The 24,719-nt window shown below is 63.1% G+C and carries 23 protein-coding genes; 13 read left to right on the top strand and 10 right to left on the bottom strand.

Annotation, left to right across the window (positions count from 1 at the left end; all coding sequences use genetic code 11):
- Positions 1 to 87 precede the first annotated feature (87 nt).
- Positions 88 to 3,267 (bottom strand): bifunctional diguanylate cyclase/phosphodiesterase, encoded by a 3,180-nt coding sequence (locus AC1Q80_RS04405; protein ID WP_492359718.1) that lies wholly within the window; start codon positions 3,265 to 3,267, stop codon positions 88 to 90.
- Between the two features lie 298 nt (positions 3,268 to 3,565).
- Between AC1Q80_RS04405 and AC1Q80_RS04400 the strand changes: the two genes are divergently transcribed.
- On the top strand, positions 3,566 to 3,826 hold the full coding sequence (locus tag AC1Q80_RS04400) for a DUF1344 domain-containing protein (RefSeq protein WP_053250645.1): 261 nt from the start codon (positions 3,566 to 3,568) through the stop codon (positions 3,824 to 3,826).
- Positions 3,827 to 3,962: 136 nt separating this feature from the next.
- Here AC1Q80_RS04400 and AC1Q80_RS04395 read toward each other — a convergent pair whose 3' ends face one another.
- The 4 genes from AC1Q80_RS04395 to AC1Q80_RS04380 all read right to left on the bottom strand — a co-directional run bounded on the left by AC1Q80_RS04395 (position 3,963) and on the right by AC1Q80_RS04380 (position 7,347).
- Positions 3,963 to 4,547: a histidine phosphatase family protein gene (locus AC1Q80_RS04395; protein WP_173419217.1), complete on the bottom strand. Its 585-nt coding sequence runs from the start codon at positions 4,545 to 4,547 to the stop codon at positions 3,963 to 3,965.
- Positions 4,548 to 4,596: 49 nt separating this feature from the next.
- The gene (fabI, locus tag AC1Q80_RS04390; protein WP_077498066.1) at positions 4,597 to 5,415 is read right to left on the bottom strand and encodes an enoyl-ACP reductase FabI; all 819 of its coding nucleotides are present in this window, start codon (positions 5,413 to 5,415) and stop codon (positions 4,597 to 4,599) included.
- Between the two features lie 205 nt (positions 5,416 to 5,620).
- Complete coding sequence (locus tag AC1Q80_RS04385) at positions 5,621 to 6,679, bottom strand: DnaJ C-terminal domain-containing protein (protein WP_492359717.1); 1,059 nt, start codon at positions 6,677 to 6,679, stop codon at positions 5,621 to 5,623.
- Between the two features lie 215 nt (positions 6,680 to 6,894).
- Complete coding sequence (locus tag AC1Q80_RS04380) at positions 6,895 to 7,347, bottom strand: RT0821/Lpp0805 family surface protein (RefSeq protein ID WP_492359716.1); 453 nt, start codon at positions 7,345 to 7,347, stop codon at positions 6,895 to 6,897.
- Positions 7,348 to 7,487: 140 nt separating this feature from the next.
- On the opposite strand from AC1Q80_RS04380, the gene pdxH reads away from it, so the two are divergent.
- Positions 7,488 to 8,108 carry a pyridoxamine 5'-phosphate oxidase gene (gene pdxH, locus AC1Q80_RS04375; protein WP_492359715.1) on the top strand — a complete coding sequence of 207 codons (621 nt, stop codon included), beginning with the start codon at positions 7,488 to 7,490 and terminating at the stop codon, positions 8,106 to 8,108.
- A 17-nt stretch (positions 8,109 to 8,125) separates the two neighbouring features.
- Here the strand turns inward: pdxH and AC1Q80_RS04370 are convergent, their stop codons facing one another.
- Complete coding sequence (locus tag AC1Q80_RS04370; protein ID WP_492359714.1) at positions 8,126 to 9,175, bottom strand: polysaccharide deacetylase family protein; 1,050 nt, start codon at positions 9,173 to 9,175, stop codon at positions 8,126 to 8,128.
- Positions 9,176 to 9,501: 326 nt separating this feature from the next.
- Here AC1Q80_RS04370 and AC1Q80_RS04365 point away from each other — a divergent pair, with 326 nt between their 5' ends.
- Positions 9,502 to 10,767, top strand: a complete 1,266-nt coding sequence (locus AC1Q80_RS04365; RefSeq protein ID WP_492359865.1) for a serine hydrolase — start codon at positions 9,502 to 9,504, stop codon at positions 10,765 to 10,767.
- Positions 10,768 to 10,790: 23 nt separating this feature from the next.
- On the opposite strand, the gene AC1Q80_RS04360 is transcribed toward AC1Q80_RS04365, so the two are convergent.
- From AC1Q80_RS04360 to AC1Q80_RS04350, 3 genes are all read right to left on the bottom strand, one after another.
- Complete coding sequence (locus AC1Q80_RS04360; protein ID WP_492359713.1) at positions 10,791 to 11,300, bottom strand: GNAT family N-acetyltransferase; 510 nt, start codon at positions 11,298 to 11,300, stop codon at positions 10,791 to 10,793.
- A gap of 148 nt (positions 11,301 to 11,448) precedes the next feature.
- Positions 11,449 to 12,864 carry a metalloprotease TldD gene (gene tldD / locus AC1Q80_RS04355; RefSeq protein ID WP_173419213.1) on the bottom strand — a complete coding sequence of 472 codons (1,416 nt, stop codon included), beginning with the start codon at positions 12,862 to 12,864 and terminating at the stop codon, positions 11,449 to 11,451.
- 78 nt (positions 12,865 to 12,942) lie between these two features.
- Positions 12,943 to 14,142: a winged helix-turn-helix domain-containing protein gene (locus AC1Q80_RS04350; protein ID WP_492359712.1), complete on the bottom strand. Its 1,200-nt coding sequence runs from the start codon at positions 14,140 to 14,142 to the stop codon at positions 12,943 to 12,945.
- Between the two features lie 115 nt (positions 14,143 to 14,257).
- Between AC1Q80_RS04350 and AC1Q80_RS04345 the strand changes: the two genes are divergently transcribed.
- Genes AC1Q80_RS04345 through AC1Q80_RS04325 form a run of 5 tightly spaced genes read left to right on the top strand, consistent with a single transcriptional unit; the run spans position 14,258 to position 18,808 of the window.
- Positions 14,258 to 14,938, top strand: coding sequence for an energy-coupling factor ABC transporter ATP-binding protein (locus AC1Q80_RS04345; protein WP_492359711.1), 681 nt, complete (start codon positions 14,258 to 14,260; stop codon positions 14,936 to 14,938).
- A complete protein-coding gene (locus AC1Q80_RS04340; RefSeq protein WP_492359710.1) occupies positions 14,932 to 15,537 on the top strand; it encodes an energy-coupling factor transporter transmembrane component T family protein in 606 nt (201 codons plus the stop codon). The genes AC1Q80_RS04345 and AC1Q80_RS04340 overlap by 7 nt, the downstream gene beginning before the upstream one ends.
- Before the next feature lie 36 nt (positions 15,538 to 15,573).
- A complete protein-coding gene (locus tag AC1Q80_RS04335; RefSeq protein WP_173419209.1) occupies positions 15,574 to 16,137 on the top strand; it encodes a biotin transporter BioY in 564 nt (187 codons plus the stop codon).
- A 3-nt stretch (positions 16,138 to 16,140) separates the two neighbouring features.
- Entirely contained in the window at positions 16,141 to 17,637 is a 1,497-nt protein-coding gene (locus AC1Q80_RS04330; RefSeq protein WP_492359709.1) for a class I adenylate-forming enzyme family protein, read from the top strand.
- Positions 17,621 to 18,808: a thiolase family protein gene (locus AC1Q80_RS04325; RefSeq protein WP_173419207.1), complete on the top strand. Its 1,188-nt coding sequence runs from the start codon at positions 17,621 to 17,623 to the stop codon at positions 18,806 to 18,808. The genes AC1Q80_RS04330 and AC1Q80_RS04325 overlap by 17 nt, the downstream gene beginning before the upstream one ends.
- Before the next feature lie 5 nt (positions 18,809 to 18,813).
- Here the strand turns inward: AC1Q80_RS04325 and AC1Q80_RS04320 are convergent, their stop codons facing one another.
- Positions 18,814 to 19,215 carry an acyl-CoA thioesterase gene (locus tag AC1Q80_RS04320; RefSeq protein ID WP_173419206.1) on the bottom strand — a complete coding sequence of 134 codons (402 nt, stop codon included), beginning with the start codon at positions 19,213 to 19,215 and terminating at the stop codon, positions 18,814 to 18,816.
- A 16-nt stretch (positions 19,216 to 19,231) separates the two neighbouring features.
- Here AC1Q80_RS04320 and AC1Q80_RS04315 point away from each other — a divergent pair, with 16 nt between their 5' ends.
- The 5 genes from AC1Q80_RS04315 (at position 19,232) to dxs (ending at position 24,666) form a co-directional block, all read left to right on the top strand.
- Positions 19,232 to 20,206 (top strand): zinc-dependent alcohol dehydrogenase family protein, encoded by a 975-nt coding sequence (locus AC1Q80_RS04315; protein ID WP_492359708.1) that lies wholly within the window; start codon positions 19,232 to 19,234, stop codon positions 20,204 to 20,206.
- Between the two features lie 63 nt (positions 20,207 to 20,269).
- A complete protein-coding gene (locus AC1Q80_RS04310) occupies positions 20,270 to 21,199 on the top strand; it encodes a histone deacetylase family protein (protein ID WP_492359707.1) in 930 nt (309 codons plus the stop codon).
- A gap of 2 nt (positions 21,200 to 21,201) precedes the next feature.
- On the top strand, positions 21,202 to 21,453 hold the full coding sequence (locus AC1Q80_RS04305) for an exodeoxyribonuclease VII small subunit (protein ID WP_025426149.1): 252 nt from the start codon (positions 21,202 to 21,204) through the stop codon (positions 21,451 to 21,453).
- Between the two features lie 115 nt (positions 21,454 to 21,568).
- Positions 21,569 to 22,492, top strand: a complete 924-nt coding sequence (locus AC1Q80_RS04300) for a pirin family protein (protein WP_492359706.1) — start codon at positions 21,569 to 21,571, stop codon at positions 22,490 to 22,492.
- A gap of 260 nt (positions 22,493 to 22,752) precedes the next feature.
- Positions 22,753 to 24,666: a 1-deoxy-D-xylulose-5-phosphate synthase gene (dxs, locus tag AC1Q80_RS04295; protein ID WP_173420962.1), complete on the top strand. Its 1,914-nt coding sequence runs from the start codon at positions 22,753 to 22,755 to the stop codon at positions 24,664 to 24,666.
- Positions 24,667 to 24,719 lie beyond the last annotated feature (53 nt).

The raw sequence follows: 24,719 nt of genomic DNA, 5'->3' as shown, positions 1-24,719 counted from the left end.
ATGTTTCATGTACGGGCGCCACTCTCTTAGTGGAAAGCCGGGACAGGGGAAAGTGTTTCCGATAGGCAGGCGAGATTTGCAATCGCCTCAGGAGGCGAGCCTCAATCCGCGCTCCGTTGCGAATGCCAGGAAGTTCTCTGCGCTCAGCGGTTTCGAGAAGGCGTAACCCTGCAGCAGATCGCAGCCGAGAATGCCGAGCATCTCGGCATGCGCCATGGTCTCCACGCCTTCTGCCACCGTTTCGATGCCGAGCGAGCGGGCGATATCGATGATCGACCGGATCAGCGCCTGTTCGGTACGGGCGCTGAGAACCGGAACCACGAGCTGCCGGTCGATCTTCAGCCGCTTTGGCTTGATCTTCAACAGGCTGACGATCGAGGTATGACCCGTGCCGAAATCGTCGATTTCGATGTCGATACCGAGCCTTTTAATGCCCTCGATATTGGCCGTGACGATATCGTCGCTTTCGTCGAGGAAGATCGATTCCACCAGTTCGAAGGAAAGCTGCCCCGGCGCGATGCTCAACCCCTCGAGCGAGGCGAGCAGCCGCTCGTCCTGCAGGCGCTTGGCCGACACGTTGACGGAGATCTTCGGGACTCTCAGGCCGGCCGCTGCCCAGCGCATCTGGTCGGCCAGCGATTTTTCAAGCACGAGCCGGTCGAGCGCCGCGGTGACGTTCAGGTCATCGGCGATCGCCAGGAACCTGTCCGGCGTCAGAATGCCGTGGCGCGGATGGCGCCAGCGTATGAGCGCCTCCACACCGGAAAGCGCCAATGTCGAGGCGTCGAATTGCGGCTGGTACCAGGGAACGAACTCGTCGCGCTCGATGCCCTCGAGGATCTCGTCGGCGACGCGTTTGGCGGTGACGACTTCGGCCTGGAGGATCTGTGTGAAGAACTGATAGCGGTTTCGGCCATTCTCCTTCGCCCGGTAGAGCGCCATGTCGGCATTGACGAGCAGCTTGCGCGCGTCGCCATGCGCCTGGCGCGCCACGGCGACCCCGATGCTGACGCCGAAGCGGCAGGGAAATCCGTTGTAATCGACGGGCTGGCGCATCTCCGCGATGATCCGGTCGCACAGTGCCGCAAGCGCCACATCGCCCGGCGCACCGGTTACGACGACGACAAACTCGTCGCCGCCGATGCGCGCCACGAGGTCACCCGGCCCAATGTTGGAGCGCAGGATCTCCGACGCATGGACCAGCATCGCGTCGCCGGCCGCATGGCCGAGCGTATCGTTGATCTGCTTGAAACGATCGAGGTCGATATGAAGGATGGCAATGTTTTGCGGCTTGTCGGCCCCCGCACCGGTCAGGCGCTCCAGCGCCTTGTCGAGCATCCGGCGATTGCCGAGCCCCGTCAGCGGATCGTGCAGCGAATTGTGCTCGATGCGGATTCGCGCCTGCTCCAACTCGGCGTTCTTGGCGTCGGTCATTGCCTTTGCCGCGCGCAATTGTTCTGTCATCACGACGTCATCGGTCACATCGAGCGCGATGCCGACCAGTTTCCTGCGTCCCTCCGGCGACACATGCAGCTTGCCGACTGAGCGAATGTGTCGAACGGCGCCCTCGGCCAGAACCACGCGCGCCTGGTGGACATAGGTTTCGCGCGCGCCGATCGCCGTGTTGACGGCCAGAAGTGCAGAGCCACGATCTTCAGGATGAAGGGCACCGAGCCAGATTTCCTCGTTGGTAGCGCCATCGGTATAGCGCAGCCCGTAGAGCTGGTGCATGCGCTCGTCCCAATAGGCGACGTTGTTGTCGAGATCCGCCTCCCACATGCCGCAACGATAGCTGTCGAGCGCGAGGTCGAGCCGGCGCGACAGCTTCTCGAGTTCCTGCTCGCGCTCGTAAAGCCCCTTCAAAGCCCGCTCGAGTTCCAGGTTCTGCTGATCGACCTGAGCCTTGGCGGCGCCCAGACGTTCGTTCTTCAACACGTCATCGGTCACATCCCAGCTGATGCCGGTGATCTTCGAGCGACCGTCGACACCCTGATGGCCGGAACCGACATTGCGGATGTGTCGTATGTTGCCGTCGGAGAGGACGACGCGATATTGAGAACGGTACTCCAGCCCCTCGTCGAGGCTGCGAAAGAGAGTGTTGGCGGCAATGCCGGCATCATCAGGGTGGACGGTCGAGCGCCATTCCTCGTAGGTCGGCTCGTCGTCATGGACGGGCAACCCATGCAGGTGGAACATGCGGTCGTCCCAGGACCGCTCCTGCGTTGCCTGATCGATTTCCCATATGCCGATCTTGGAGGCCTCGAGCGCCAGATTGAGACGATGCGAAAGCGTCATCACCTCACCTTCGCGCGCCCTGAGCTTGGCGATGTTGCGCTGGCGCTCATTGACCAGACCGCCGGTCAAAAGAATGGGAATGACGACAACCGCGACCGCCGCGGCAATGGCCAGGCGCAGGTCGGTGCTGTTTTCCGGCAGTTGGTCCCAGCCGCCGATCGGTGTCGCCGCGAGCTCCCACACGCCGCCGGGCAGGACGAGTTGGCGCATGGCCGGAGCCGCCCGAAAAACGCTGTCGCTACCGAAGAAGGCATCCTGGATGCGTTCCGGTTCCGACACGTCTCGGATCGCGAGATGCACGTCGACATGGCGATGATCACCGGTCGATTCCGGTGTTTCAACACCGTCCTCAAGCAGGCGGGCGGCGCGATAGAGAGCCTTTTCGTCAAGGATCGCCTCGACATAACCCCAGCGCTCCATGCGCCCCTGGATCTTGGCGAAGACAGGCAGGAAAAGCTCAAAACCGTTGCGCCCGCTTGGCAGGCGAATAGGGCCGATCATCACGGGCTTGACGGTGGACGAAGCCCGCTCCACGGCACGCCGCGTCGCACCGAACTTGTTGAAATCGGTGCCGACGAACCATTGCTGGCTTTCGCGGGGAAAAGCGATGCGCACCACGCCGCCGGGAGCGGCCGACGCCCGCACCATCTGCGGGTTCTGCAGCAGCAACTTGGTCGACATGACCGTGAAATCGTCCGCGGTCATCTCGGGATGAACGCCGATGCTGTTGGCGAACCCGTTGAGGGCGGCAATATTGGTGTTGACCTCCGACTGGAGGCGATTGGCGATGAGGTTCAGCTCATTCTCGACGTCGATCCTCAGATCGCTTCGGAAGTTTTCAAGGTTCTGGCGCTCATAGATGTGGCCGCCGCTGAACACAACGATGCCCGCGATCGCAGCCGGTATCAGCGACGGCTTCGCAAATCTGGCTGCGGCCCGAATGCGCTGGCGCAGAACGTCAACAATCTTCACTCTATTCCCCTCGATCCCCAACCGAAGGTAGCGAGCGAGTCTTAAGATTGGCTTTCGTGACATTTCTTTGGAAAACCCCATAATTCATGGGGATACAATGCGGAAGCGTCGCCGATCCCACCGGCCGAACGCTTGAAAACTGCACGTTTGGCGTTCAGTCTCCCCCAACCGGCCGGGCAATCCCCAAACGAGGGAAAATGCCTGTCAAAAGCGACGGTACAAGGCAATTTTTGCCACAATCGGGGATCAAATGGTGATGACAAGAAGAATCGCAGATACATTGAAGAGGGCAAGAAAGATGCGTTTTGTCATTGCCGCGCTCATGGCCACCGCCGGCTTGCTTTCGCCTCTATCGGCCCTTGCCGAAAGTGCCGACGTAGAGGCTGTCATCACCGGCGTCGATACCGATCGCCTCAGCCTCCAACTCGACGACGGCAAGAGCTATCAGGCACCTGAAGAGTTCAACTTCGAAGGCCTCACCGCTGGCGTGAAAGTTCTCGTGTTCTATACAGAGGTCGATGGCAAGCGTGTGATCAACGACCTGGAAATCGTCCAGTAAGACTTTTGAGAGCCACGTCCCGCCCCATGGGGGGCGGGTGCCCTGATCCGGCGTTGCCGAAGCATTTCCAGGAAATGCGTGAAGACAATGAGAGAGCCGTTTCCACGGCTTCGCTCAGGCGCGATGCGCCAAAACCTCAGATCCAGCCGATGGTATTACCGGCAATCCGCAACAAACGATCCTGAGGGATGGCGGCGGAAGCCGCCTCATCTTCGTCCATCTCGCCAAAAAGCTTGAACAGCGCGCGGATGACGCCGCCATGGCTGACACAGACCGTCGGCCTGTTGACGTCCTTGAGCCAAGCCGCAATCCGCCAGGACAGGATCTCGTAGCTTTCGGCATCATCACCGGGCGGGATGAAATCCCATTTCACCTTGCGTCGCTCGGCGATACGCTCTGGCACGGAGCGCTTCAACTCCGGAAGCGTAAAGCCTTCCCAATCGCCGAAGGAGACTTCCTTCAACCGGTCGTCGGTGCGGTAGAGGGTGGGGTCAAGCCCCATGGCACGGCGCAGGCGCTCCATGGTTTCACGGGTGCGGCCGAGCGGGCTTGCGACGAAGTCGAACTGCGCCGCGTCGCCACCGAGGATGGCTGCGAGCGCCATCCCGTTTCCGGTCGCCTGCTGGCGGCCGGTATCGTTGAGAGGGATGTCCTTCTGCCCCTGGAGGCGGCTTTCCGCGTTCCAGTCGGTTTGTCCGTGACGGATCACATAGATCAGCACAACATTTCGCTCCGGGCAGAAGGCTGTTCGGGCCGGTCGGCGGCGCCGATCAATCCTTGATGACGGAGATATCCGGGGCGTCGACGGCCTTCATGCCGACGACATGATAGCCGCTGTCGGCATGGTGGACTTCACCCGTAACCGAGCGCGACAGGTCGGACAGCATGTAGAGGCCGACATCGCCCACTTCCTCGATGGTGACAGTGCGACGCAGCGGTGCGTTGTACTCGTTCCACTTGAGGATGTAGCGGAAATCGCCGATGCCGGAAGCGGCCAGCGTCTTGATCGGGCCGGCGGAGATCGCGTTGACGCGAATGTTCTTCGGCCCGAGATCGACCGCCAGATACTTGACGCTCGCCTCAAGTGCAGCCTTGGCAACGCCCATGACGTTGTAGTTCGGCATCACCTTCTCGGCGCCGTAGTAGGTCAGCGTCAGCATCGAGCCGCCGTCCGTCATCAGCTTTTCAGCGCGACGGGCAACCGAGGTGAACGAATAGACCGAGATCTGCATCGTCTTGGCGAAGTTTTCCGGCGACGTGTCGACATAACGGCCGGTCAACTCGTCCTTGTCGGAGAAGCCGATCGCGTGAACGACGAAGTCGATCTTGCCCCAGTGCTTTTCAAGCGCGGAGAAAACCTCGTCAATGGACGCCTCGTCGCTGACGTCACAGTGGCCGGCCATGAAACCGTCGATTTCAGCCAAAAGCGGCTCGACGCGCTTCTTCAGTGCATCGCCCTGATAGGTCAGCGCAACTTCGCCACCCTGGGCATGGATCGCCTTGGCGATCCCCCACGCGATCGAACGGTTGTTCGCGACGCCCATGATGACGCCACGCTTGCCCTTCATCAAACCCGATGCCTGAGCCATGCATTGTCCCCAATACTATCTGCCGGCATCGATGACGGCCGACGCCAGACTTAACAAAATTCAAATACGCCAAGCCGGCGCTATCGGCGCACGTGCGGCAAATTGTCGAGAATTGCCTATGGCATAGCCGCTCCGGTGGTTCAAGCGCGGCCGAGATCAGGAACTGTTAGTCCCCGTAATATTGGGTCAATGTGTCAGCAAACCGTCACAAATAGAGGCCATCGCGCAGCGATTTCATCAGGTCTGTAACCTTGTCATCAGGCGTGTCACGCAAGACGAGCCGCAGTTCGACCAGCAGATTTCCCCGCGCGCCATAGGCACCTGGCAGCCCGAAACCTTCGACGAGGATGACCTTGTCCGACCCGGACCAGGCAGGAACGACGACGGTCACCTCGCCGATCGGGGTGGAAATGACATGCTCGCAGCCAAGCACCGCGCTCTGAAGGTCGACAGGCAAGGTCGTCAGCAGGTTCAGTCCATTGGTTCTGAATGCACCGCTCTGGTCGACACGCAAGGTCACGACGACATCGCCGCGTGTCATGCCGGTGACGCGATACCCCTGCTCTGCCAACCGGACCGTCTGCCCGTCAACGGCGCCCGGCGGTATCTGAACCTTGACGGTTTCGCCATCGGGCAGCTCAAGCGACAGGCGCTGACGATCGATCAGATCCTGGATGGTGACGGTCAGATCGACAGCAAGATCAGGGACCTTGTCGGCGGTCTTGGCCGCCCGGCCGCGAATGCGGCGGACAATAGCGGCCACAAGCTCGGCGGCGGGTGCGGCGGCGCGCTGCATCAGCGGCGGCTCCGTCTTGGCAACCGCCTCCTGCTTCGGCTCGCTGACCGGCTCTGGCTTCGGTTCGGGGGGCGCGGCGGGTCTCTCCGGGGCCCGTGCCGCTGCCGGCTTGGCGGCAGGCCTTGTGGTTCTTGCCCGCGTGTCCGCACCAAAAATCTGCGAGACCGCCTCCTCGGCGGTTTCGGCGTCGACCGGCTGCTCTTCCGGTTCGGGGCCGCGCATCTTTGCCTTCATCGCCTCCATGCGACGCAGTTCGGCTTCGCGACGGGCATAGTCGTAGCGGCTTCTCAGCTTCGGGTCGCGAAGCAGCTCATAGGCCTTGCCGGCCTCGGCAAAGCGCTCGGCAGCGGTCGGATCGTCCTGATTGTGATCGGGATGGATAGCCTTGGCGACCGAACGCCACGCCGCCTTGATTTCATCCTGACCGGCAGTGCGCCGGACGCCGAGGACTGCATAGGGATCACGCATGGTTTGCTACCATCTTCTCTGATCGGCGGCTTCTCCCGGATGCCCGCCTTATGCCTCAAACCGGGGATCACGCGCAGTGGTGGCATGTCCCGTTCGACGCCGAGGATGGGCAGAACTTGCTAAAGATCGGTTAGCCGCGGCGACGATGAAGCAGGCCAGGACCGCGATCGAGACGTTCCGTCAGCGGTTTGCCGAAATGTGGTTAACACAGGATTTCAGGCACGCGGCCCAAAGCTGGTGAGGTACCACTCGCCATCGCCAAGCTTGCAGGTGCTGCCGTCGAACTTGGCGATGCCTTCATAGGAATGGCGGGTCGTGGTGAAGCGGCGGCACAGCATGCCGCTGGCATTGTCTTCCTGAATGCTGCTGATGACGCCGGCGCTGCCCGACGACGAATTCGCCCAGGGAATGGGGTTGAGCGACTCCTGCCCGAGTTCGGCTGAGGTGACGGCATTGCGCACCAGGACCGCATCGGAAAGACCATCGGAGGTTTTGGCAACGGGAACGGTACCGGTTGAGACGGTGCGATCGACACTGCTGCCGAACAGGTCGAGACCGGCTCCCATGCAACCAGACAGGATGAGCACCGGCAGGCAAATTGCCGCGCCGCGCATCACCGCGAAGGAATACCCCTTCTTGCCATCGATCCACTTTGCTATGTCTTGCACGGCAATCCTGTCAGACTCGCAAGAGCCGCACGTTTCCCGAGGAAGTCAACAAGCAGGCTCTGACATTTTCGATGCGGAAACACCGCTCGGGCTCATCCCGAAGCGTTTCCGCGCCAGACATCACGGCGTTAGAAGGCAATATGGCGGTGAATGAGTTAACAAGCGGTGACTTCACACAAGCAAATGAGCCCTTTTCCCTTTTCGGCACATGGCTGAAGGACGCGGAAGGCAGCGAGATCAACGACCCCAACGCCGTCGCGCTGGCAACTGTCGACCCCGACGGACTGCCGAATGTGCGCATGGTTCTGCTCAAGGATTTCGATGAGCGTGGCTTCGTCTTCTATACCAATTTCGAGAGCCAGAAGGGCCGCGAGGTTCTGAGCGCGCGCAAGGCCGCCATGTGCTTTCACTGGAAGTCGCTCCGGCGTCAGGTGCGGCTGCGCGGGCCTGTCGAGATCGTCTCGGATGCCGAGGCGGACGAGTATTTCAAGTCGCGGCCGCGCGGCAGCCGCATCGGCGCCTGGGCGTCGAAGCAGTCCCGCCCGCTCGAAAGCCGGTTCGCGCTGGAAAAGGCAGTTGCCGAATACACGGCCCGCCATGCGCTCGGCGAAATTCCCCGTCCGGAATACTGGTCCGGCTTTCGCATCCGCCCGACCTCCATCGAGTTCTGGCATGACCGGCCGTTCCGCCTGCACGACCGCCTGGAGTTTCGTCGCGAGACACCGGAAGGCGGCTGGGAGAAGGTGCGAATGTACCCCTGACGGGCGCGTTCGGGCGGCTAACTGCGGGCAAGCCGGAACGGAATGCCTGAGGCAAGGGCCGAAACGTAGCGGGCGCGCTGGAAATGACCGTTGAGCGAAATGCGCGGCAAGGCCTGTAGCGGCGCTGCCGCCGCTAGCGTGCCCGGCATGGTGGTGACGGCGACCGTAAATCCCAGATCGGCGACAAGCTGGTGATCGCGCGGCGAGACAGCCGGGCGGTCCCCATAGGGATAGGCGAAGCTGCGCGGTCTTTTGCCCGTGATCGCTTCGACGCGGACGGCGGATGCCTCGATCTCCCGGGCTGCCTGTTCGTCGCCGAGCCGCGCGACCGCACGATGGCTGATCGTGTGCGCTCCGAGGCTGGCGAGCGGACTTCCGACAAGGCGGCGTAGGCCGGCTTCGTCAAGCGTCAGCGCTTCTGTGATGGCCAACGCATCGATCCCGTGCTCCAGCGCCGCTGCATTTAACGCGGCAACCGCGGCACTTTCATTGCGACGATGGATGTAGTCGGCCATTCTGCCAAATATCGCCTGCTTTTCCGCGGCACTTTCAGTGTCCAGCGTTTCCATTCCGCCGCCGAAATCGAACCGGAAACGGCTAGTTGCCGATAGCAGATCGGCGAGCGTTTCCCACCACAGCGTATGGGTGCGATCGACGAAGCCGCCGGCAACAAAAACGGTGAACGGCACCTCATGCCGCGCAAAAACCGGCAGGGCGTGATCAAGATTGTTGCGGTAACCGTCGTCGAGGGTGAAGCAGGCGAAGGGCCCGCGGTCCCTGTCGGCAAGCGCCTTTGGCAAATCGTCCAGCGCGATGAAGCGATAGCCGTCCCGCTTCAACTGCACGATGGCTGTATCCAGAAACTCCGGGGTGATTTCCAGATGGGCGTTCGGATCGAAGTCCCTGACAGCCCTCGGGCGGACGTGATGCAGGGTGAAGATAGCGCCGCGTCCGCGCGCATCCGGCATCAGGCCGGCTCGGCCTAGACCGCTTGCCAGTTCAAGCCCGCCGGAAATCGCGGCGCGTCGCACTCTCGTCTTTATCCTTGCCGTGATGCCGCCCGCCATATCAGTCCGTCCAAATCAGCCTTCGACAATCACTGAAGAACGCCTTGGACCTCGATCGATTTATCGAGGAGATCGTGTGGAGGCTTCAAGCGCTGGTGTGTGCTTCATGCGCCCTGTCAGACGCACCACCATGAAGGTTAACGGCGCGAGCGTTAAACCTTGCTGAAGGACGGTGGCGTTCATTTCTGGTTTACCACCCCGACGAAAGTCGCAGGAAAAAATCGCATTCTGCCTCAAAGTTGCAGCAAAGACACGGCCTTGTCGCAAAACGACACAGCTGCGCGCCTGCCCGACGGCGCTTTTCGATGGGGACCGACATGAAAACTATCCGCCGCCTGCTGCTGGCGATGTGCGCTCTCGCCTTGGGGTCTGCAACGGCTTTTGCCGGCAGCGCTTCCCTGGTGCTCGATGCGCGCACGGGCAAGGTTCTGTCGGCGGAAAATGCCGATACGCTGAACCATCCGGCGTCGCTGACCAAGATGATGACGCTCTACCTCACCTTCGAAGCGCTCCGGCGCGGCGATATCAGCTGGGACAGCAAGATCAAGGTGTCGAAGGCGGCCGCCGCCAAGCCGCCGATGAAGCTGGGCCTGAAACCGGGCAGCACGATCACGGTGCGCGAGGCGGTCTACGGCATGATCGTTCGCTCGGCCAATGACGCAGCCGCCGCGATGAGCGAAAGGCTCGGCGGCTCCGAGCAGAATTTTGCGAAAAAGATGACGGCGAAGGCGCGCCAGCTGGGCATGAGCCGCACGGTCTTCATCAACGCCTCCGGCCTGCCGGCAAGCCAGCAGGTGACGACGGCGCGCGATATGTCGACGCTCGCCATTGCGCTGATGCGCGACTATCCTCGCGAATACCGGCTGTTCGCGACCCCGAGTTTCACGTTTCGCGGCCGCAAGATCCGCGGCCACAACAACCTGATGCATCGCTACGAAGGCATGGACGGCATCAAGACCGGCTACACCAATGCGTCCGGCTTCAATCTGGTCAGCGCCGTCAGGGATGGCAACCGGCGGATCATCGGCGTTGTCATGGGCGGACGCACCGCCCGCAGCCGCGACGATAAGATGGCGGCATTGCTGAACCGCCATCTCGGTAAGGCATCCACTGGCCGCCAGTTGGTGGCCTCCGCCAAGACGCGCAACGCCGCCCCCGCGGAGGTCGAGGTCGCGTCAGCCGCAACGATGTCGGACGTGCCCATGCCCTACACGGCACCGCATCGCGCCAAGGGCGATAGCGTTGCCGCACTGATCGCTCAATCGTCGACTTCAGTCGTTCCGGCAGAACGGCCGACAGCAATGTTCGAAGTCGAAAATACCGCCGCCACTCCGGCTACCGGAGGCTGGCAGATCCAGATCTCGGCAGCCCCTTCTGCTGACGCGGCCCGTGCCCTCTTGGCACAGGCGCAGGCGGCCGGCGGCGACGTGCTGGCGCATGCGTCTCCCTACACGGAAGCGGTCGGCAAGGGTGCAGGCACCGTTTACCGCGCCCGCTTCGTCGGCTTCACGAGCCGCGATGCGGCAGCATCCGCCTGCAACGCATTAAAGAAGCGCTCCTACGACTGCGTGCTGCTGCCTTCGAGGGGGTGATCAGTGCTTGTCCCTCGAAACGCTCAGGCGGAAACGCGGCGAACGTAGAATTTTGAATCGATCGCCATGAGGGGAAAGGCTGCAGGCAAATCGTACCGGCCGATCTCGACGAAGCCATTCTTCTCATAGAAGCGATGGGCAGCCACGAATTTGTCGGTGGTCCCGAGATAGACCGCACGGATCCCGGCTGCGCTCGCATGGGCAAACAGCGCCTCGAGCAGGCGCAAGGCGGCGCCATGTTCGCGCCCGCGATAGTCGGCAGCAACAAACATCTTGCGAAGCGCCGCATTACCGTTGCCGATATCCTTCAGGCCCAATGTGCCGACGATATCGTCGCCGGCGGTCGCCACCCAGAAGCCGCCCTTGCCCGACTGATAGAAGTCCGGGATTTCCCGCAGATCCGGCTGGTCATCTGCCGTAATCGCGATACCGAATTCGACACTCTGGATTGGCACTATGACGTTTATGACGGCCTGCTCGTCCACTGCAGCAAACGGCCTCACACTCAACCCCATTGCCGGCCGTTCACTCATGCAACTCACCCACGTCCTCTGCGCCAACCATCCGTGTTTCACCCACCCCGAGATCGACATCGATCTCGGGGTAAGACTGTGCAGCAAGTCCAAAGCGGCAAGGCGCCGACGTTCGGTGGAGACTTCGTCGGGATTTGACGAAGAGGCCTTAGGCCTGCGTGCCGCCGACGGTGATCTGGTCCATGCGCAGATGCGGCTGGCCGACGCCGACCGGCACCCATTGCCCGGCCTTGCCGCAGTTGCCGATACCAGTGTCGAGCTTGGTGTCGTTGCCGACCATGGTCACGCGCTTCATCGCGTCGGGGCCATTGCCGATCAGCATCGCGCCCTTTACGGGTGCCCCGATCTTGCCGTTCTCGATCATGTAGGCCTCCGTGCAGCCGAAGACGAACTTGCCGGAGGTGATGTCCACCTGGCCGCCGCCGAAGGAAACGGCATAGATGCCCCTCTTCACGGAGGCGATGATCTCGTCGGGCGTCCTGTCGCCTGACAGCATGTAGGTGTTGGTCATGCGCGGCATCGGCACATGGGCATAGCCCTGGCGCCGGCCGTTGCCGGTCGGCTGCATGCCCATGAGGCGGGCGTTCTGGCGGTCCTGCATGTAACCAACGAGCTTGCCGTCCTCGATCAGCACATTGTAGCCCGATGGCGTTCCTTCGTCGTCGATCGAGATCGAGCCGCGACGCGCCTCGATCGTGCCATCGTCGACGACGGTGACGCCCCTGGCTGCCACCTGCTCGCCGAGCAGGCCGGCAAAGGCGGAGGTCTTCTTGCGGTTGAAGTCACCCTCAAGGCCGTGGCCGACGGCTTCGTGCAGCATGACGCCCGGCCAGCCAGAGGCCAGCACCACGTCCATCGTGCCGGCAGGCGCATCGATCGCGTCGAGATTGACGAGCGCCTGGCGCAGCGCCTCGTCCGCACCCTTCTTCCAGTTTTCCGCAGTGATGAAATCGCCGAAACCGCGCCGCCCGCCGATACCATAGGAGCCGCTTTCCTGACGATCGCCATCACCGGCAACCACCGAGATGTTGATACGCGTCATCGGCCGGATGTCCTGAACGCGGTGGCCGTCGGCGCGCAGGATGTCGACGAGCTGCCAGCTCGCGGCGATCGAGGCTGTTACCTGTCGGACCTTGGGGTCCTTTGAGCGCAGATAGGCATCGATTTCTTGCAGCAGTGCGACCTTCGCTTCAAAGCTCGGTTCACCGATCGGGTTTTCATCGCCATAGAGCTTCTTGTTGGTGCGCTGCGGAGCCGCCGCATAGGAGCCGGCATAACCGCGCGTTACCTGGCCGACCGCATCGGCGGCGCGGCCAAGCGCTGCCAGCGACAGCTCGCCGGCATGGGCATACCCGACTGATTCGCCGGCCACCGCCCGCAGGCCAAAACCCTGGTCGGTGTTGAAGCTGCCGCCCTTCAGCCGGCCGTTGTCGAAGGAGAGCACTTCGGCCTGAGCATGTTCGAGAAACAGCTCGCCATCGTCGGCGCCGGCAAGCGTCTCCGACAGAACCTTGCGGATCGCTGCCTCATCGGCATCGAAGAGGCTCATCAGATCGGTGTTCATGGTCGTGCGCTCCCGCGTCATAAAATTCGATGGCCTTCATTTAGGAAGGCGAGCGGTTCAAGCCAAGGAAAATATCGATCAGGAGAGCGACGCGTTCCAGCCGTCGAGGCGTTCGATGCGCTCGACGCCGGTGAAGCGGGCAACGCGTTCCAGTTCCGCATCGATACGCTCCATGCGGCCGGAAGACGCCTTGACGCCGCGCTCCAGCCAGAGCCGCCGCACGTCAAGGCTACCGCGCTTGCGGTCGGCCTTCATGTCGATGCGGCCGATCAGCCGGTCGCCCTCGATCAGCGGGAAGACATAGTAGCCATATTCCCGCTTCGGCTCGGGCACGAAGATCTCGATGCGATAGAAGAAGCCGAACAGCCGCTCGGTGCGATTGCGGTCGCGCAGCAAGGGATCGAAGGGGCTCAGGACACGAACACGGCCGGGCGGCTCGAGAATGTCGCCAAGCGTGTCGGGAAAGCCGGAAAGCGCATAGGACGATCGCGGCTTGCCACCGTCGAGCGGCTCGATCGCCACGTCGATCAGTTCGTCGCGATGTTCCGCCACCCAGGTCTTCGCTTCGTCCGGCGAAACCAGATCCCAGAAGGCGGCGATCTCACCATGGGTGGCAAAGCCCAGGCGTTCGAGCGCGCTGCGGCAGGCCCAGTCGATGAACTCGTGATGCTCCACCTCGGCATCGTGATGGTGGGGCGGGATCACCCGCTCGGTCAGGTCGTAGACCTTCTGGAAATTCTCGCGCCGGGCAATCGCCAGCTTGCCGGTGCGCCACAGGATTTCGAGCGCGGTCTTCGAGGGGTGCCAATTCCACCAGCCGCCCGACGTGTGTTCGGCCTCCTTGAGCTCGCGGGCAAGCACCGGGCCGCCCTTGGCGATGCGCTCATAGGTGTCGTCACAACTTTTCTCAAAACCCTCGCCGCGCCACTTGCTCCAGCGCTCGACGATGGTTTCGCCTTCCCATTTGAAGCGGTGCTTCCAGTAGCGGTAGAAGCTGCTGGGGATGATCGATGCATCATGGGTCCAGTGCTCGAACAATTCGCCGTCGTCTTCGAGCAGCGATATCAGGTGCTCGCGGCGGTAGGTCTGGTTGCGCGAAAATAGGATCTGATGATGGGCGCGCTCCACGGTCGCGATGCTGTCGACCTGCACGAAGCCGATGTCATGGATCAGCTTCAAGAGCCCGTCCTTGCCGAGCGCGCGGTGCGGCGCGCCGGAAAGACCCTGCTTTGCGAGGAAGATGCGCCGGGCATCGCTATTGGAGAGCCGAATCGTCATGAGAGAAAGAATAGGCTTTTATTCCCATATTTCAAATGGGAAGCTTGACCCGAAGCGCATTGCCCTTCTGCGCCGTCTTGGCCTATAGAGCAGACCGCAAACCGCGAGGGACGGGATGGACATCCGCTTTACCGATTGCTCGGTCCGCTTCGGCGAACGGGTGGCGTTGCAGCCGCTGACGCTGGAAATCACCGAAAGGCGTGTCGGCATTATCGGCCTCAACGGCTCCGGCAAGACCACCTTCGCGCGGCTGATCAACGGCTTGATGAAGCCTTCCGCCGGCCAGGTCACCGTCAATGGCCTCGATACGGTCAAGGACGAGCGCGCGGTGCTCTCCGAAGCCGGCTTCATCTTCCAGAACCCGCAGCACCAGCTGATCATGCCCGTCGTTGCCGACGATATAGGTTTCGGGCTGAAGAACCGCGGCCTCAAGAGTGAGGAAATCGATCGGCGAACGCAGGCCGTCCTGTCGCGCTTCGGCGTCGAACACCTGGCGCGCCGCCGCGTCCACGAACTCTCAGGCGGCGAGACCCAGTTGATCGCCATGGCGAGCGTTGTCGTTACCGACCCCAAGATCCTGATCCTCGACGAACCGACCAACCAGCTCGACCTGCGCAACCGCCGGCGGGTTGCCGACACGATCGCGACACTGGACGAAGATACGCTGGTCATCACCCACGACCTGCCGCTGGTCGAAAATGTCGAGCGCCTGCTGCTTTTCCACGAGGGCCGGCTGGCGGCCGACGGCAGCCCACACGAAACGATCCGCCGCTACCACGAGATCGCCGGATGCTGACGAGCCTGCACATCGAGGGCAACAGCTGGCTGCATCGCCTTCCGGTGCGCGCTAAGCTTTTGACTTTGGTGGCGCTGAGCATTCTGCTTTTCCTCAGCGGCTCGCTGCCTGTGCAACTGACTGCGTTCGTGATCTCGGGTGGGCTCTATCTCTCGGTTGGCCTTTCCTGGCGCGAAGCGCTGAAGCGCGTCGGCTTCGTCTTCTTCACCATCTTCTTTCTCGCGGCCGTGAACCTCTTTCTTCTGCCCTTGAGCGAAGTCTCCGTGCTGACCCTGCGGCTGATGGCGCTCGTGCTGTTTGCCGCGGCCGTCACCGCAACAACGACGATCGGCGCCTTCATGGACGAGATCACGGTGCTGCTGACACCGTTCGAACGACTGGGCTGGGTTCGTGCCGCCGATGTCAGCCTGGCGCTCGGGCTCGTCCTGCGCTTCGTGCCCGATATTTTCGCGCGCTACCAGGCCATCCGCGAAGCACACCGGGCGCGTGGGCTGCCGGTGCGGCCGTTGACGATCATCGGTCCACTGATCATCCTGACACTCAAAGATGCGGATACGATCGCTGCGGCGATTGACGCCCGCGGTTTTCGTCGCCAATAAATTCGCGCACCCTAATAAACAAGGAACAGGAACAGCATGAACACCAGAGACCTCGTCCTTATCGCCCTCTTTGCCGCGATCGTCGTCGTGCTCGGCCTCATTCCGCCGATCACGCTCGGCTTCATTCCCGTGCCGATCACCGCGCAGTCCATGGGCGTGATGCTTGCCGGCTGCATCCTCGGCGCCAAGCGCGGCGCGCTGGCTTTCCTGCTCTTCCTGCTGCTCGTCGCGATCGGCCTGCCGGTCCTCTCAGGAGGTCGTGGCGGTCTTGCCGTTTTTGCCGGCCCGTCCGGCGGCTTCATCCTCGGCTGGGTCGTTGCCACGTTCGTCACCGGCCTGATCGCGCAGCGCTTCGTCCGTGAGGGCCAGCCGGAAGTCCGACAGTTCGTCGGCTTTTTCCTCGCCTCGATTATCGGCGGCATCGTGGTGCTCTATGCCATCGGCATGCCCTGGGTATCGGCCGTCACTGGCACGCCGTTCATCACGGTTGCGACCGGTTCGCTCGCCTTCCTGCCCGGCGACATCTTGAAGGCCGCCATCGCGACGCTTGCGGCACGGGCCGTCTTTGCCGGCTATCCGCTGCTGCACGTTCGCGCCTGAGCCATGCCGTTTGCCGCCGCGCTTGCGCGCCACACGGACCAAAATCCGCATGCCCCGGCCTTCCATATGGAAGGCCGGGTTTTCACATTCGGGGAGCTTGCGCTTTGCGCCGGCCAGCTCGTTTCAGCGTTCGGGAAACTGACGGTAGACGCACCGAGTGAAAACGCACTGCCCGGCACCACGAGGCTGATCGCCCTCGAGATCGGCAACCATCCCCTTTTCACGGCAGCCTTTCTCGCCGCAACATCGGGCGGCTATTGCGTCGCATTGATCGATCCGCATCTGCCGGAGGCGACGCGCGCCGCGATGCGGGAGCAATTGCGCCCCGACATCGTCGTTTGCGCCGACGGCGACGGGCTGCTGCTGGGCGCACCCCTTGCCGGCAACGACAAGGCCTTCATCGCCGGTTCCGGCGACAACACGTCGCCGCTTGTCATCGGCGCCGATGAAGAACCGTTTCTCGTCGTCTTCACCTCCGGCACAACAGGCATGCCGAAAGCGATCGTGCGCGATCGCGGCTCCTGGCGGCGCAGCCTGAAGACGGGGCAGGATTTTTTCGGCATCGGCAGCGATACCCGCACCTTCGCGCCCGGCCCGCTGGCCCATGGGCTGACGCTTTATGCCCTCGCCGAAACCCTTGTCGCCGGCGCCGAATTCATCGGCATGGCGCATTTCGATGCGACGCGCGCCTCCGAAATCATCACGTCGCTGGAAGTCAGACGGCTCGTGCTGGTGCCGACGATGCTCCGGCGGCTCTGTGCGTCGTCCTCAGTTTTGACCTCCGTCCAGAAGATCACCGTTGCCGGCGCCAAGCTGACACCGGCAGACCGCGCCGCCGCGGCGGCAACTTTTCCGCTGGCCGACATCGTCGAGTATTATGGCGCCTCCGAGCTCGGGTTCATCAGCGTTGCCGGCCCCGGCGATACCGCATCGGCAACCGCCGTCGGACGTGCCTTTCCCGGTGTCGGCCTCATCGTACTTGACGAGAGTGAGAGGCCGCTGCCAGCAGGCGAGACCGGCACGATCTTCGTCGACAGCGACCTGATTGCGAGCGGCTATATCGGCGCCGGCGACGGCGCGGGCCTCCGGCGCGTCGGCAAACTCGCAACCGTTGGCGATCTCGGCTTCCTGAATGCCGACGGCACGCTGCATCTCGTCGGTCGCTCCGGCGGCATGGTGCTTTCCGGCGGCAACAACATCTATCCGCAGGAAGTCGAGGCGACGCTTGCCGGGCATGTCGATGTGCATGCGGCCTTCGTTCTCGGCCTCGACCATCCCGACCTCGGCAGCGAGCTGGTCGCGGTCATCGAGCCCAACGCTGGTGCAATCGACCGGGCGGCCCTCGCCCGTCATCTCGATATCCATCTGCCGCGCTATAAACATCCGCGGCGAATCTGGCTTTGCCGTGCCTTGCCCATGACACAATCTGGTAAGGTGGCGGCCGGCACCCTCAAGCAATGGATTGTGGATGGACATGACGCCCTTGAGCCCTTCGTCTGACCCAGAGCGCATCCCGGTGATCGTGGCGGCCCTGCGCACGCCTGTTGGACGCGTGCGCGGCGTGCTCGCAGAGGTCGAGCCGGCACGCCTCGCCGCGCCCCTGATCAACCGCATCCTGAGCGACGTCGGCCTGGCTACCGATGTGGTCGACGACGTTATCCTCGGCAATGCCGCCAATTGCGCCGGCAATCTCGGGCGGCTTGCAGCACTCGAAGCCGGGCTTCCGGTATCGACGTCGGGCCTGACCATCGACAGGCAATGCGGCGCCGGTCTGGAAGCCATCATGCTCGCCGCACGCCTCATTCAGGCGGGCGCCGGACGCTTCTATCTCGCCGGCGGCACCGAAAGCGCCAGCCGCGCCCATATTCGCCTGAGGCCGCCAACAGCGCCGGGCGAAGAACCTCAACCGATCAAACGCTCGCGCATGGCTCCGGACGAGATCGGCGACCCCGATATGGGCGTTGCGGCGGAAAACGTCGCCACCGCCTGCGGCATTTCCCGCGAACGACAGGATGCTTTCGCGCTCGAAAGCCAGCGACGTGCTGTCGCCGCACAGGTCGCAGGCCGGTTTTCGAGCGAAATCGTACCGATCGAAACGACAGCCGGGACCGTCGACACGGACGAATGCCCGCGCGCCAACGCGTCGCTCGAAACCCTGCAGCGGCTGAAACCCGTCTTCGTCAAGGACGGCACGGTGACGGCGGGCAATGCCTGCCCGATCAACGATGGTGCGGCGATGGTTCTTGTGACCAGCCTTGCCGAAGCGCAGCGCCGCGGCCTTCCCTTTGCGCTCGAATTCGTCGACGCGGCAACCGCCGGCGTGCATCCTGACCTGCTCGGGCTCGGTCCGGTGCCGGCGATGGACAAGCTGAAAGCGCGAAATCCCGGGCTCGATGCCGACGCGGTCGACTTCATCGAATTCAACGAAGCCTTCGCTTCGCAGGTGCTCGGCAGCCTCGACCAGCTGGGCATTTCACCGGATAAGGTCAACATCGACGGCGGCGCTATTGCGCTTGGCCACCCTTACGGCGCGTCCGGAGCGATCCTCGTGGTCCGGCTTTTCACGCAGATGCGGGCGGTCCTACAGGAAACGCGGGCACTGGCGATGATGGGCATCGGCGGCGGCATGGGCACCGTTGCGCTGTTCCGCAGCCTGCGGCCTATCGGTTAGCATTGTCAGAGAATGTAGCTGCCGAGCCATTCGCGGGTTGCGGCCGGCACCGGCAGCGGCGTGTGCCGCTCGCGATCGACGGCGACCCAGACGACCTCGAGCTCGGCCGCAAGCTGGCCGGCCGCCTCGACCCGCACGGCAAAGCTCACCGAGCTGCCGCCGATCTTGGCTACGGTGACGATGAAGCGCGCCGGCTCGTCATAACGCAGTCCCCGATGGAAGACGCAGGCCGAGCGGCGAACGAGATAGGCCGGCTCGTGAACGACCGAAGGACGATGCCGCCAGAGATGAGAAAGGGCCGCTTCGGCGTGGGCATAGTAGGCGGCATTGTGCATGTGGCCATGCATGTCTATATCGCGAAACGGAATGCGGATTTCCGTGACGTTGTCCCTCTCCCTGCCGTCCATGCGAGGCCCTCTTAAAATGCGCTCCACCCTCGTTAGCCAGTTCGGCGGTCCGCGACAAGTGATTGCACTCGTCGATGCCGAGCGCGTCGCGCCGGGGCCTGGCGAGGTCGAGGTCATGCTCTCCCTGGCGGCCATCAATCCCTCCGACCTTATTCCCGTGACAGGTGCCTACAGCGCCCGGACCACCTTGCCCTTCGTGCCCGGCTTCGAGGGCATCGGGACAATTGCCCGCGTCGGCGCCAGCGTTACGACGTTGAAGCCCGGCGATCGTGTGATCCCGATCGGCGCGAGCGGCCTCTGGCAGGAATATCTGGTGCGACCCGCCGCATGGTGCTTTTCCGTGCCCGACGATATCGACGACCGCCAGGCGGCCACCAGCTACGTCAACCCGCTGACGGCACTCCGGCTGATCGAAGCGCTGAAGGCGCATTTCGGGTCGATCGCCGGCCGCTGGATCGGTGTGACCGCCGCAGGCTCGGCCATCGGCGGCATGCTGATGCAGCTCATCGCAGGCGAAGGTGCACGCCCGGTTGGGATCGTGCGCAGCCAGCGCAGCGCCGAACGACTGGCTTCCGGCGCACCCGGCGAAGTCGTCGTGGCCGATCAGGACAATATCCCTTCGCCTCTCGCCTTCGACGCCATCCTCGACGCGGTCGGCGGCCCTTTTGCCGGAGACCTTATAGGCCAGACGCTGCAGCCCGGCGCTGCATTCATCCAGTATGGCGCCCTCAGCGGCGTGCCCGTGCCGATCCAGGCGATCCAGGCGCGGCCGGGCGTGCGCTTTTCCTTCCTGTGGCTCAGAACCTGGGTGCACGCGGCCGGGCGGCCAGCCATCGAGGAGGCTTTCGCTGAGAGCTTTGCCGGGCTTCGAACCGGCCTCTTCTCAAGCCGGATTGCGCGAACCTATCCGCTCAGCCGCCTTGATGAAGCCTTGACGCATCAGGAGGACCCCAAACGCGACGGCAAGCTGCTCCTCGATACGCGCTGTTGAAAATCAGGACTTTCCCTTGGGCGTGCCATGGACCTTGGCCGGTTGCAGCACTAGTTTCGGCGCATGACCACGCTGCTCTATGAAAATCCGGTCTTCCTGGAACACGAGGTTCCGGAAGGTCATCCCGAACGGCCGGACCGGCTGAAGGCGCTGAACCTTGCGCTCGAACACCCGAATTTCGCCGACCTCAAGCGCATAAAAGCAGCGAAGGCGAGCGAAGACCTGGTGCTTCTGGTGCATCCGGAGGAGCATCTGCGCACCGTCAAGCGCGCCATCCCCGACGAAGGCATCAACGATCTCGAAGCCGACACCTATGCCAGCCCCTTGAGCCTCGAGGCGGCACTGACCGGCATCGGCGGCGCCGTCGAAGCGGTGGATGCGGTTTTCACAGGCAAGGCCGACAACGCCTTCGTCGCCGCCCGTCCACCCGGCCACCACGCCGAGAAGAACAAGGCGATGGGCTTCTGTTTCTTCAACACGGTTGCGATTGCCGCCCGCCACGCGCAGGTGGCCCATGGCGCCGAGCGCGTCGCGATCGTCGATTGGGACGTGCACCACGGCAACGGCACTCAGGACATCTTCTGGGACGATCCGTCGGTGCTTTTCTGCTCCACCCACCAGATGCCGCTCTATCCCGGCACCGGTGCGAAGGACGAGACCGGCGTGAAGTGCAACATCGTCAACGCGCCGCTCTCGGCCAACACCGGCAGCGAGCATTTTCGCGAGGCGTTCCGGTCGCGCGTGCTTTCAGCGCTGACCAATTTCCGGCCGGACTTCATCCTGATCTCGGCCGGCTTTGACGCCCACCACCGTGATCCGCTCGCGCAGATCAACCTCGTCGCCGAGGATTTCGACTGGGCGACCGGTCGCCTGCACGAGATCGCCGACCGCAGCGCCGGCAACCGAATGGTCAGCCTGCTCGAGGGCGGCTATGACCTGCAGGGGCTCGCCGAGTCGGCCGGCATACATATTTTGAGATTGATGAGAGGGTAACCATGACCACCACCACGCAACCGGACGTTTCGGCCCTCTCGTTCGAGCAAGCCGTCGAAGAACTGGAGCGCATCGTCTCGGCGCTGGAGCGCGGCGACGTCGCGCTCGACAAGTCGATCGAGATCTATGAGCGGGGCGAAGCGCTGAAGAAACACTGCGAGGCATTGTTGAAGGCGGCCGAGGACCGGATCGAGAAGATCAGGCTCGACCGCGCCGGCAAGCCGCAGGGCGTGGAACCGCTCGACGCGGAGTAATCGGCCCGGGATTGGTCAACGTCCGGAAACGCTGCGTCTTTGCCTTGTGCCTACCGGTAATCCGCGTCAGGCGCTAGGCTCGCTCAAGACGATACGAACAACGGGAGCGTGCACCATGTCCTTCTTTCCTGGCCCCGACCCGCTCGCGGGCGACAAGCCCGCCTGCGACGCCATCGAACATCTGATCATTCCGCGCACCAGCGACATCGGCGGACTTCAGGTTCGCCGGGCGTTGCCGACCGCCAAGCGTCGGCTCGTCGGGCCGTTTATCTTTTTCGATCGCATGGGCCCGGCGCTCCTGCGCGCCGGCGAAGCCATCGACGTGCGGCCGCATCCGCATATCGGCCTTTCGACCGTCACCTATCTGTTCGACGGCGAGATCAAGCATCGCGACAGTCTCGGTACCGAAATGGTCATCCGCCCCGGCGACGTGAACCTGATGACCGCCGGCCGCGGCATCGTTCACTCAGAGCGCTCGCCGGAAAACCAGCGCGGGCATGAACGTTCGATTTCTGGCTTGCAGACCTGGCTGGCGCTGCCCGACCACAAGGAAGAGATCGACCCGATCTTCGACCACACGGAACGGCACATGCTGCCGCAGCTCAAAGACGGCGGCATCGATGCCCGTGTGGTCATCGGCAGCTTCGAGGGCCAGAAATCGCCGGTCTCGGTCTTTACCGACACGATCTATGTCGACTTGAACATCGCACCCGGCAAAAGCGCGCCATTTGCGGCGAACTGGGAAGAGCGCGCGCTCTATATCCTCTCAGGCGAAGCGATCATTGCCGGCGACCACTTTGCCGACAATCAGTTGCTGGTCTTCCGTCCGGGCGACAACATCACCGTCACCGCCGGTCCGCTTGGCTGTCATATCATGCTGTTCGGCGGCGCCGCACTCGGCTCGGCCCGCCATATCTGGTGGAATTTCGTGTCGTCGTCGAAGGAGCGTATCGAAATGGCCAAGGAGGAGTGGCGCACCGGCCGCTTCGATATCGTGCCCGGCGACGAGGAGGAATTCGTGCCTCTGCCGACCGGTTGAGCGTAAGAGACAACAGCGGCGAGTTGCCGCTTCCAGTTGCCGCATGTTTCCTTAAATCGATTTCGATTCAGGGAATCATGCGGTAGTGTCTTGGATGACGACGCGGTAGTGTCTTGGATGACGACGCAGGAAAGCCTACTTTTGCATTCAGCAACAATTGCGTCTAAAGAGCCGCTTTAACTATACCACCAACTATTCGCGCACCCGATCCGTGCGGTGCGCATGAGGCATGCAGCGTGACACAACTGCCAACCACCCCGATGCCGGCAACACCCTTGCTCGACAAGGTGACCTTTCCCGACGATCTGAAGAAGATCGACGACAAGGATCTGCCGCAGCTTGCCGGCGAAGTTCGTGCAGAGATGATCGACGCGGTCTCGCGCACCGGCGGCCACCTTGGTGCCGGCCTGGGTGTGGTCGAATTGACGATCGCCATCCACAAGATATTCAACACGCCGCATGACCGCTTGATCTTCGACGTCGGCCATCAGTGCTACCCGCACAAGATCCTGACCGGCCGTCGCGACCGCATCCGCACCCTGCGCCAGGAAGGCGGTCTCTCCGGCTTCACCCGTCGCGCCGAAAGCGAATACGACCCCTTCGGCGCGGCCCACTCTTCGACGTCGATTTCCGCCGGCCTCGGCATGGCCGTTGCTGCCGACCTCGACGGCAAGAACCGCAATGTCATCGCCATCATCGGCGACGGTGCGCTTTCGGCGGGCATGGCCTACGAGGCGCTGAACAATGCCGGCGCGCTCGACGCCCGCCTGATCGTCATCCTCAACGACAACGACATGTCGATCGCCCCGCCGACCGGCGCGATGAGTGCTTACCTGGCGCGCCTCGCCTCCGGCCGCACCTATATGGGCATTCGCGAAGTCGGCAAGAAGCTGACGGCCTATCTCGGCAAGACGGTCGACCGGGCGATCACCCGCGCCGTCGAACACGCCCGCGGCTACGTTACCGGCGGCACGCTGTTCGAGGAGATGGGTTTCTATCATATCGGCCCGATCGACGGTCACTCCTTCGAGCACCTGCTGCCCGTGCTGCGCAACGTGCGCGACAACGCCAAGGGCCCGGTGCTGATCCATGTGGTGACACAGAAGGGCAAGGGCTATCCTCCCGCCGAAGCTGCTGCCGACAAGTATCACGGCGTCAACAAATTCGACGTCATCACGGGTGCGCAGGCCAAGGCAAAGCCCAATGCCCCGGCCTACACGTCGGTCTTTGCCGAAGCTCTGACGCAAGAAGCCGGGTTCGACGACAAGATCGTCGCAGTCACGGCAGCCATGCCGTCCGGCACCGGGCTCGACAAGTTTGCGCTTGCCCACCCCAAGCGCTGCTTCGACGTCGGCATTGCCGAACAGCACGCCGTGACCTTTGCGGCCGGTCTTGCCTCCGAAGGCTACAAGCCGTTTGCAGCGCTTTACTCCACCTTCCTGCAGCGCGGCTACGACCAGGTGGTCCACGACGTGGCGATCCAGGGCCTGCCGGTGCGTTTCCCGATCGACCGTGCCGGCTTTGTCGGCGCCGACGGACCGACCCATGCCGGTTCATTCGACACCACCTATCTCGCCACCCTGCCCGGCTTCGTCGTCATGGCGGCGGCCGACGAGGCGGAGCTGAAGCACATGGTGCGCACGGCAGCAGCCTACGATGCCGGCCCGATCTCGTTCCGCTATCCGCGTGGCGAAGGCGTCGGTGTCGAGATGCCCGAGCGCGGCCAGATCCTGGAAATCGGCAAGGGCCGTGTGGTCAAGCAGGGCTCGAAGGTGGCGCTGCTTTCCTTCGGCACCCGTCTTGCCGACTGTTTGATGGCCGCCGAAGATCTCGATGCGGCGGGCCTTTCGACGACCGTTGCGGACGCACGCTTTGCCAAGCCGCTCGACCATGACCTCATCCGTCAGCTTGCGCGCCATCACGAAGTGCTTGTTACCATCGAGGAAGGCGCTGTCGGCGGCTTCGCCAGCCACGTGCTGCAGTTCCTCGCTGAAGACGGCCTGCTCGACGGCGGCCTGAAGGTTCGCCCGATGGTGATGCCCGATATCTGGATGGAACAGGCCAAGCCGGAAGCGATGTATGCCGCCGCCGGCCTCGACCGTGCCGGCATCGTTTCGACCGTCTTCAAGGCGCTCGGCCAGAAGCACGATATCGGCCTTGGCGCGGCCGGCTAAAAGCTAGAGACCCGAGAGAGAAACAGACGACCGCCGCGACAGCAGGCAGTCCG

Source organism: Ensifer sp. GW823-FHT05D09 (assembly GCF_058795755.1).
This window is presented reverse-complemented; position numbering and strand designations above follow the sequence as displayed.

What these genes read in the sequence shown, in the direction of transcription:
- AC1Q80_RS04400 (WP_053250645.1), top strand. Translation starts at nt 3,566, where the DNA reads ATGCGTTTTGTCATTGCCGCGCTCATGGCCACCGCCGGCTTGCTTTCG.
- fabI (WP_077498066.1), bottom strand. Translation starts at nt 5,415, where the DNA reads ATGGCTCAGGCATCGGGTTTGATGAAGGGCAAGCGTGGCGTCATCATG.
- AC1Q80_RS04385 (WP_492359717.1), bottom strand. Translation starts at nt 6,679, where the DNA reads ATGCGTGATCCCTATGCAGTCCTCGGCGTCCGGCGCACTGCCGGTCAG.
- pdxH (WP_492359715.1), top strand. Translation starts at nt 7,488, where the DNA reads ATGGCGGTGAATGAGTTAACAAGCGGTGACTTCACACAAGCAAATGAG.
- AC1Q80_RS04370 (WP_492359714.1), bottom strand. Translation starts at nt 9,175, where the DNA reads ATGGCGGGCGGCATCACGGCAAGGATAAAGACGAGAGTGCGACGCGCC.
- AC1Q80_RS04360 (WP_492359713.1), bottom strand. Translation starts at nt 11,300, where the DNA reads ATGAGTGAACGGCCGGCAATGGGGTTGAGTGTGAGGCCGTTTGCTGCA.
- tldD (WP_173419213.1), bottom strand. Translation starts at nt 12,864, where the DNA reads ATGAACACCGATCTGATGAGCCTCTTCGATGCCGATGAGGCAGCGATC.
- AC1Q80_RS04350 (WP_492359712.1), bottom strand. Translation starts at nt 14,142, where the DNA reads ATGACGATTCGGCTCTCCAATAGCGATGCCCGGCGCATCTTCCTCGCA.
- AC1Q80_RS04345 (WP_492359711.1), top strand. Translation starts at nt 14,258, where the DNA reads ATGGACATCCGCTTTACCGATTGCTCGGTCCGCTTCGGCGAACGGGTG.
- AC1Q80_RS04340 (WP_492359710.1), top strand. Translation starts at nt 14,932, where the DNA reads ATGCTGACGAGCCTGCACATCGAGGGCAACAGCTGGCTGCATCGCCTT.
- AC1Q80_RS04335 (WP_173419209.1), top strand. Translation starts at nt 15,574, where the DNA reads ATGAACACCAGAGACCTCGTCCTTATCGCCCTCTTTGCCGCGATCGTC.
- AC1Q80_RS04330 (WP_492359709.1), top strand. Translation starts at nt 16,141, where the DNA reads ATGCCGTTTGCCGCCGCGCTTGCGCGCCACACGGACCAAAATCCGCAT.
- AC1Q80_RS04320 (WP_173419206.1), bottom strand. Translation starts at nt 19,215, where the DNA reads ATGGACGGCAGGGAGAGGGACAACGTCACGGAAATCCGCATTCCGTTT.
- AC1Q80_RS04315 (WP_492359708.1), top strand. Translation starts at nt 19,232, where the DNA reads ATGCGCTCCACCCTCGTTAGCCAGTTCGGCGGTCCGCGACAAGTGATT.
- AC1Q80_RS04310 (WP_492359707.1), top strand. Translation starts at nt 20,270, where the DNA reads ATGACCACGCTGCTCTATGAAAATCCGGTCTTCCTGGAACACGAGGTT.
- AC1Q80_RS04305 (WP_025426149.1), top strand. Translation starts at nt 21,202, where the DNA reads ATGACCACCACCACGCAACCGGACGTTTCGGCCCTCTCGTTCGAGCAA.
- AC1Q80_RS04300 (WP_492359706.1), top strand. Translation starts at nt 21,569, where the DNA reads ATGTCCTTCTTTCCTGGCCCCGACCCGCTCGCGGGCGACAAGCCCGCC.
- dxs (WP_173420962.1), top strand. Translation starts at nt 22,753, where the DNA reads ATGCCGGCAACACCCTTGCTCGACAAGGTGACCTTTCCCGACGATCTG.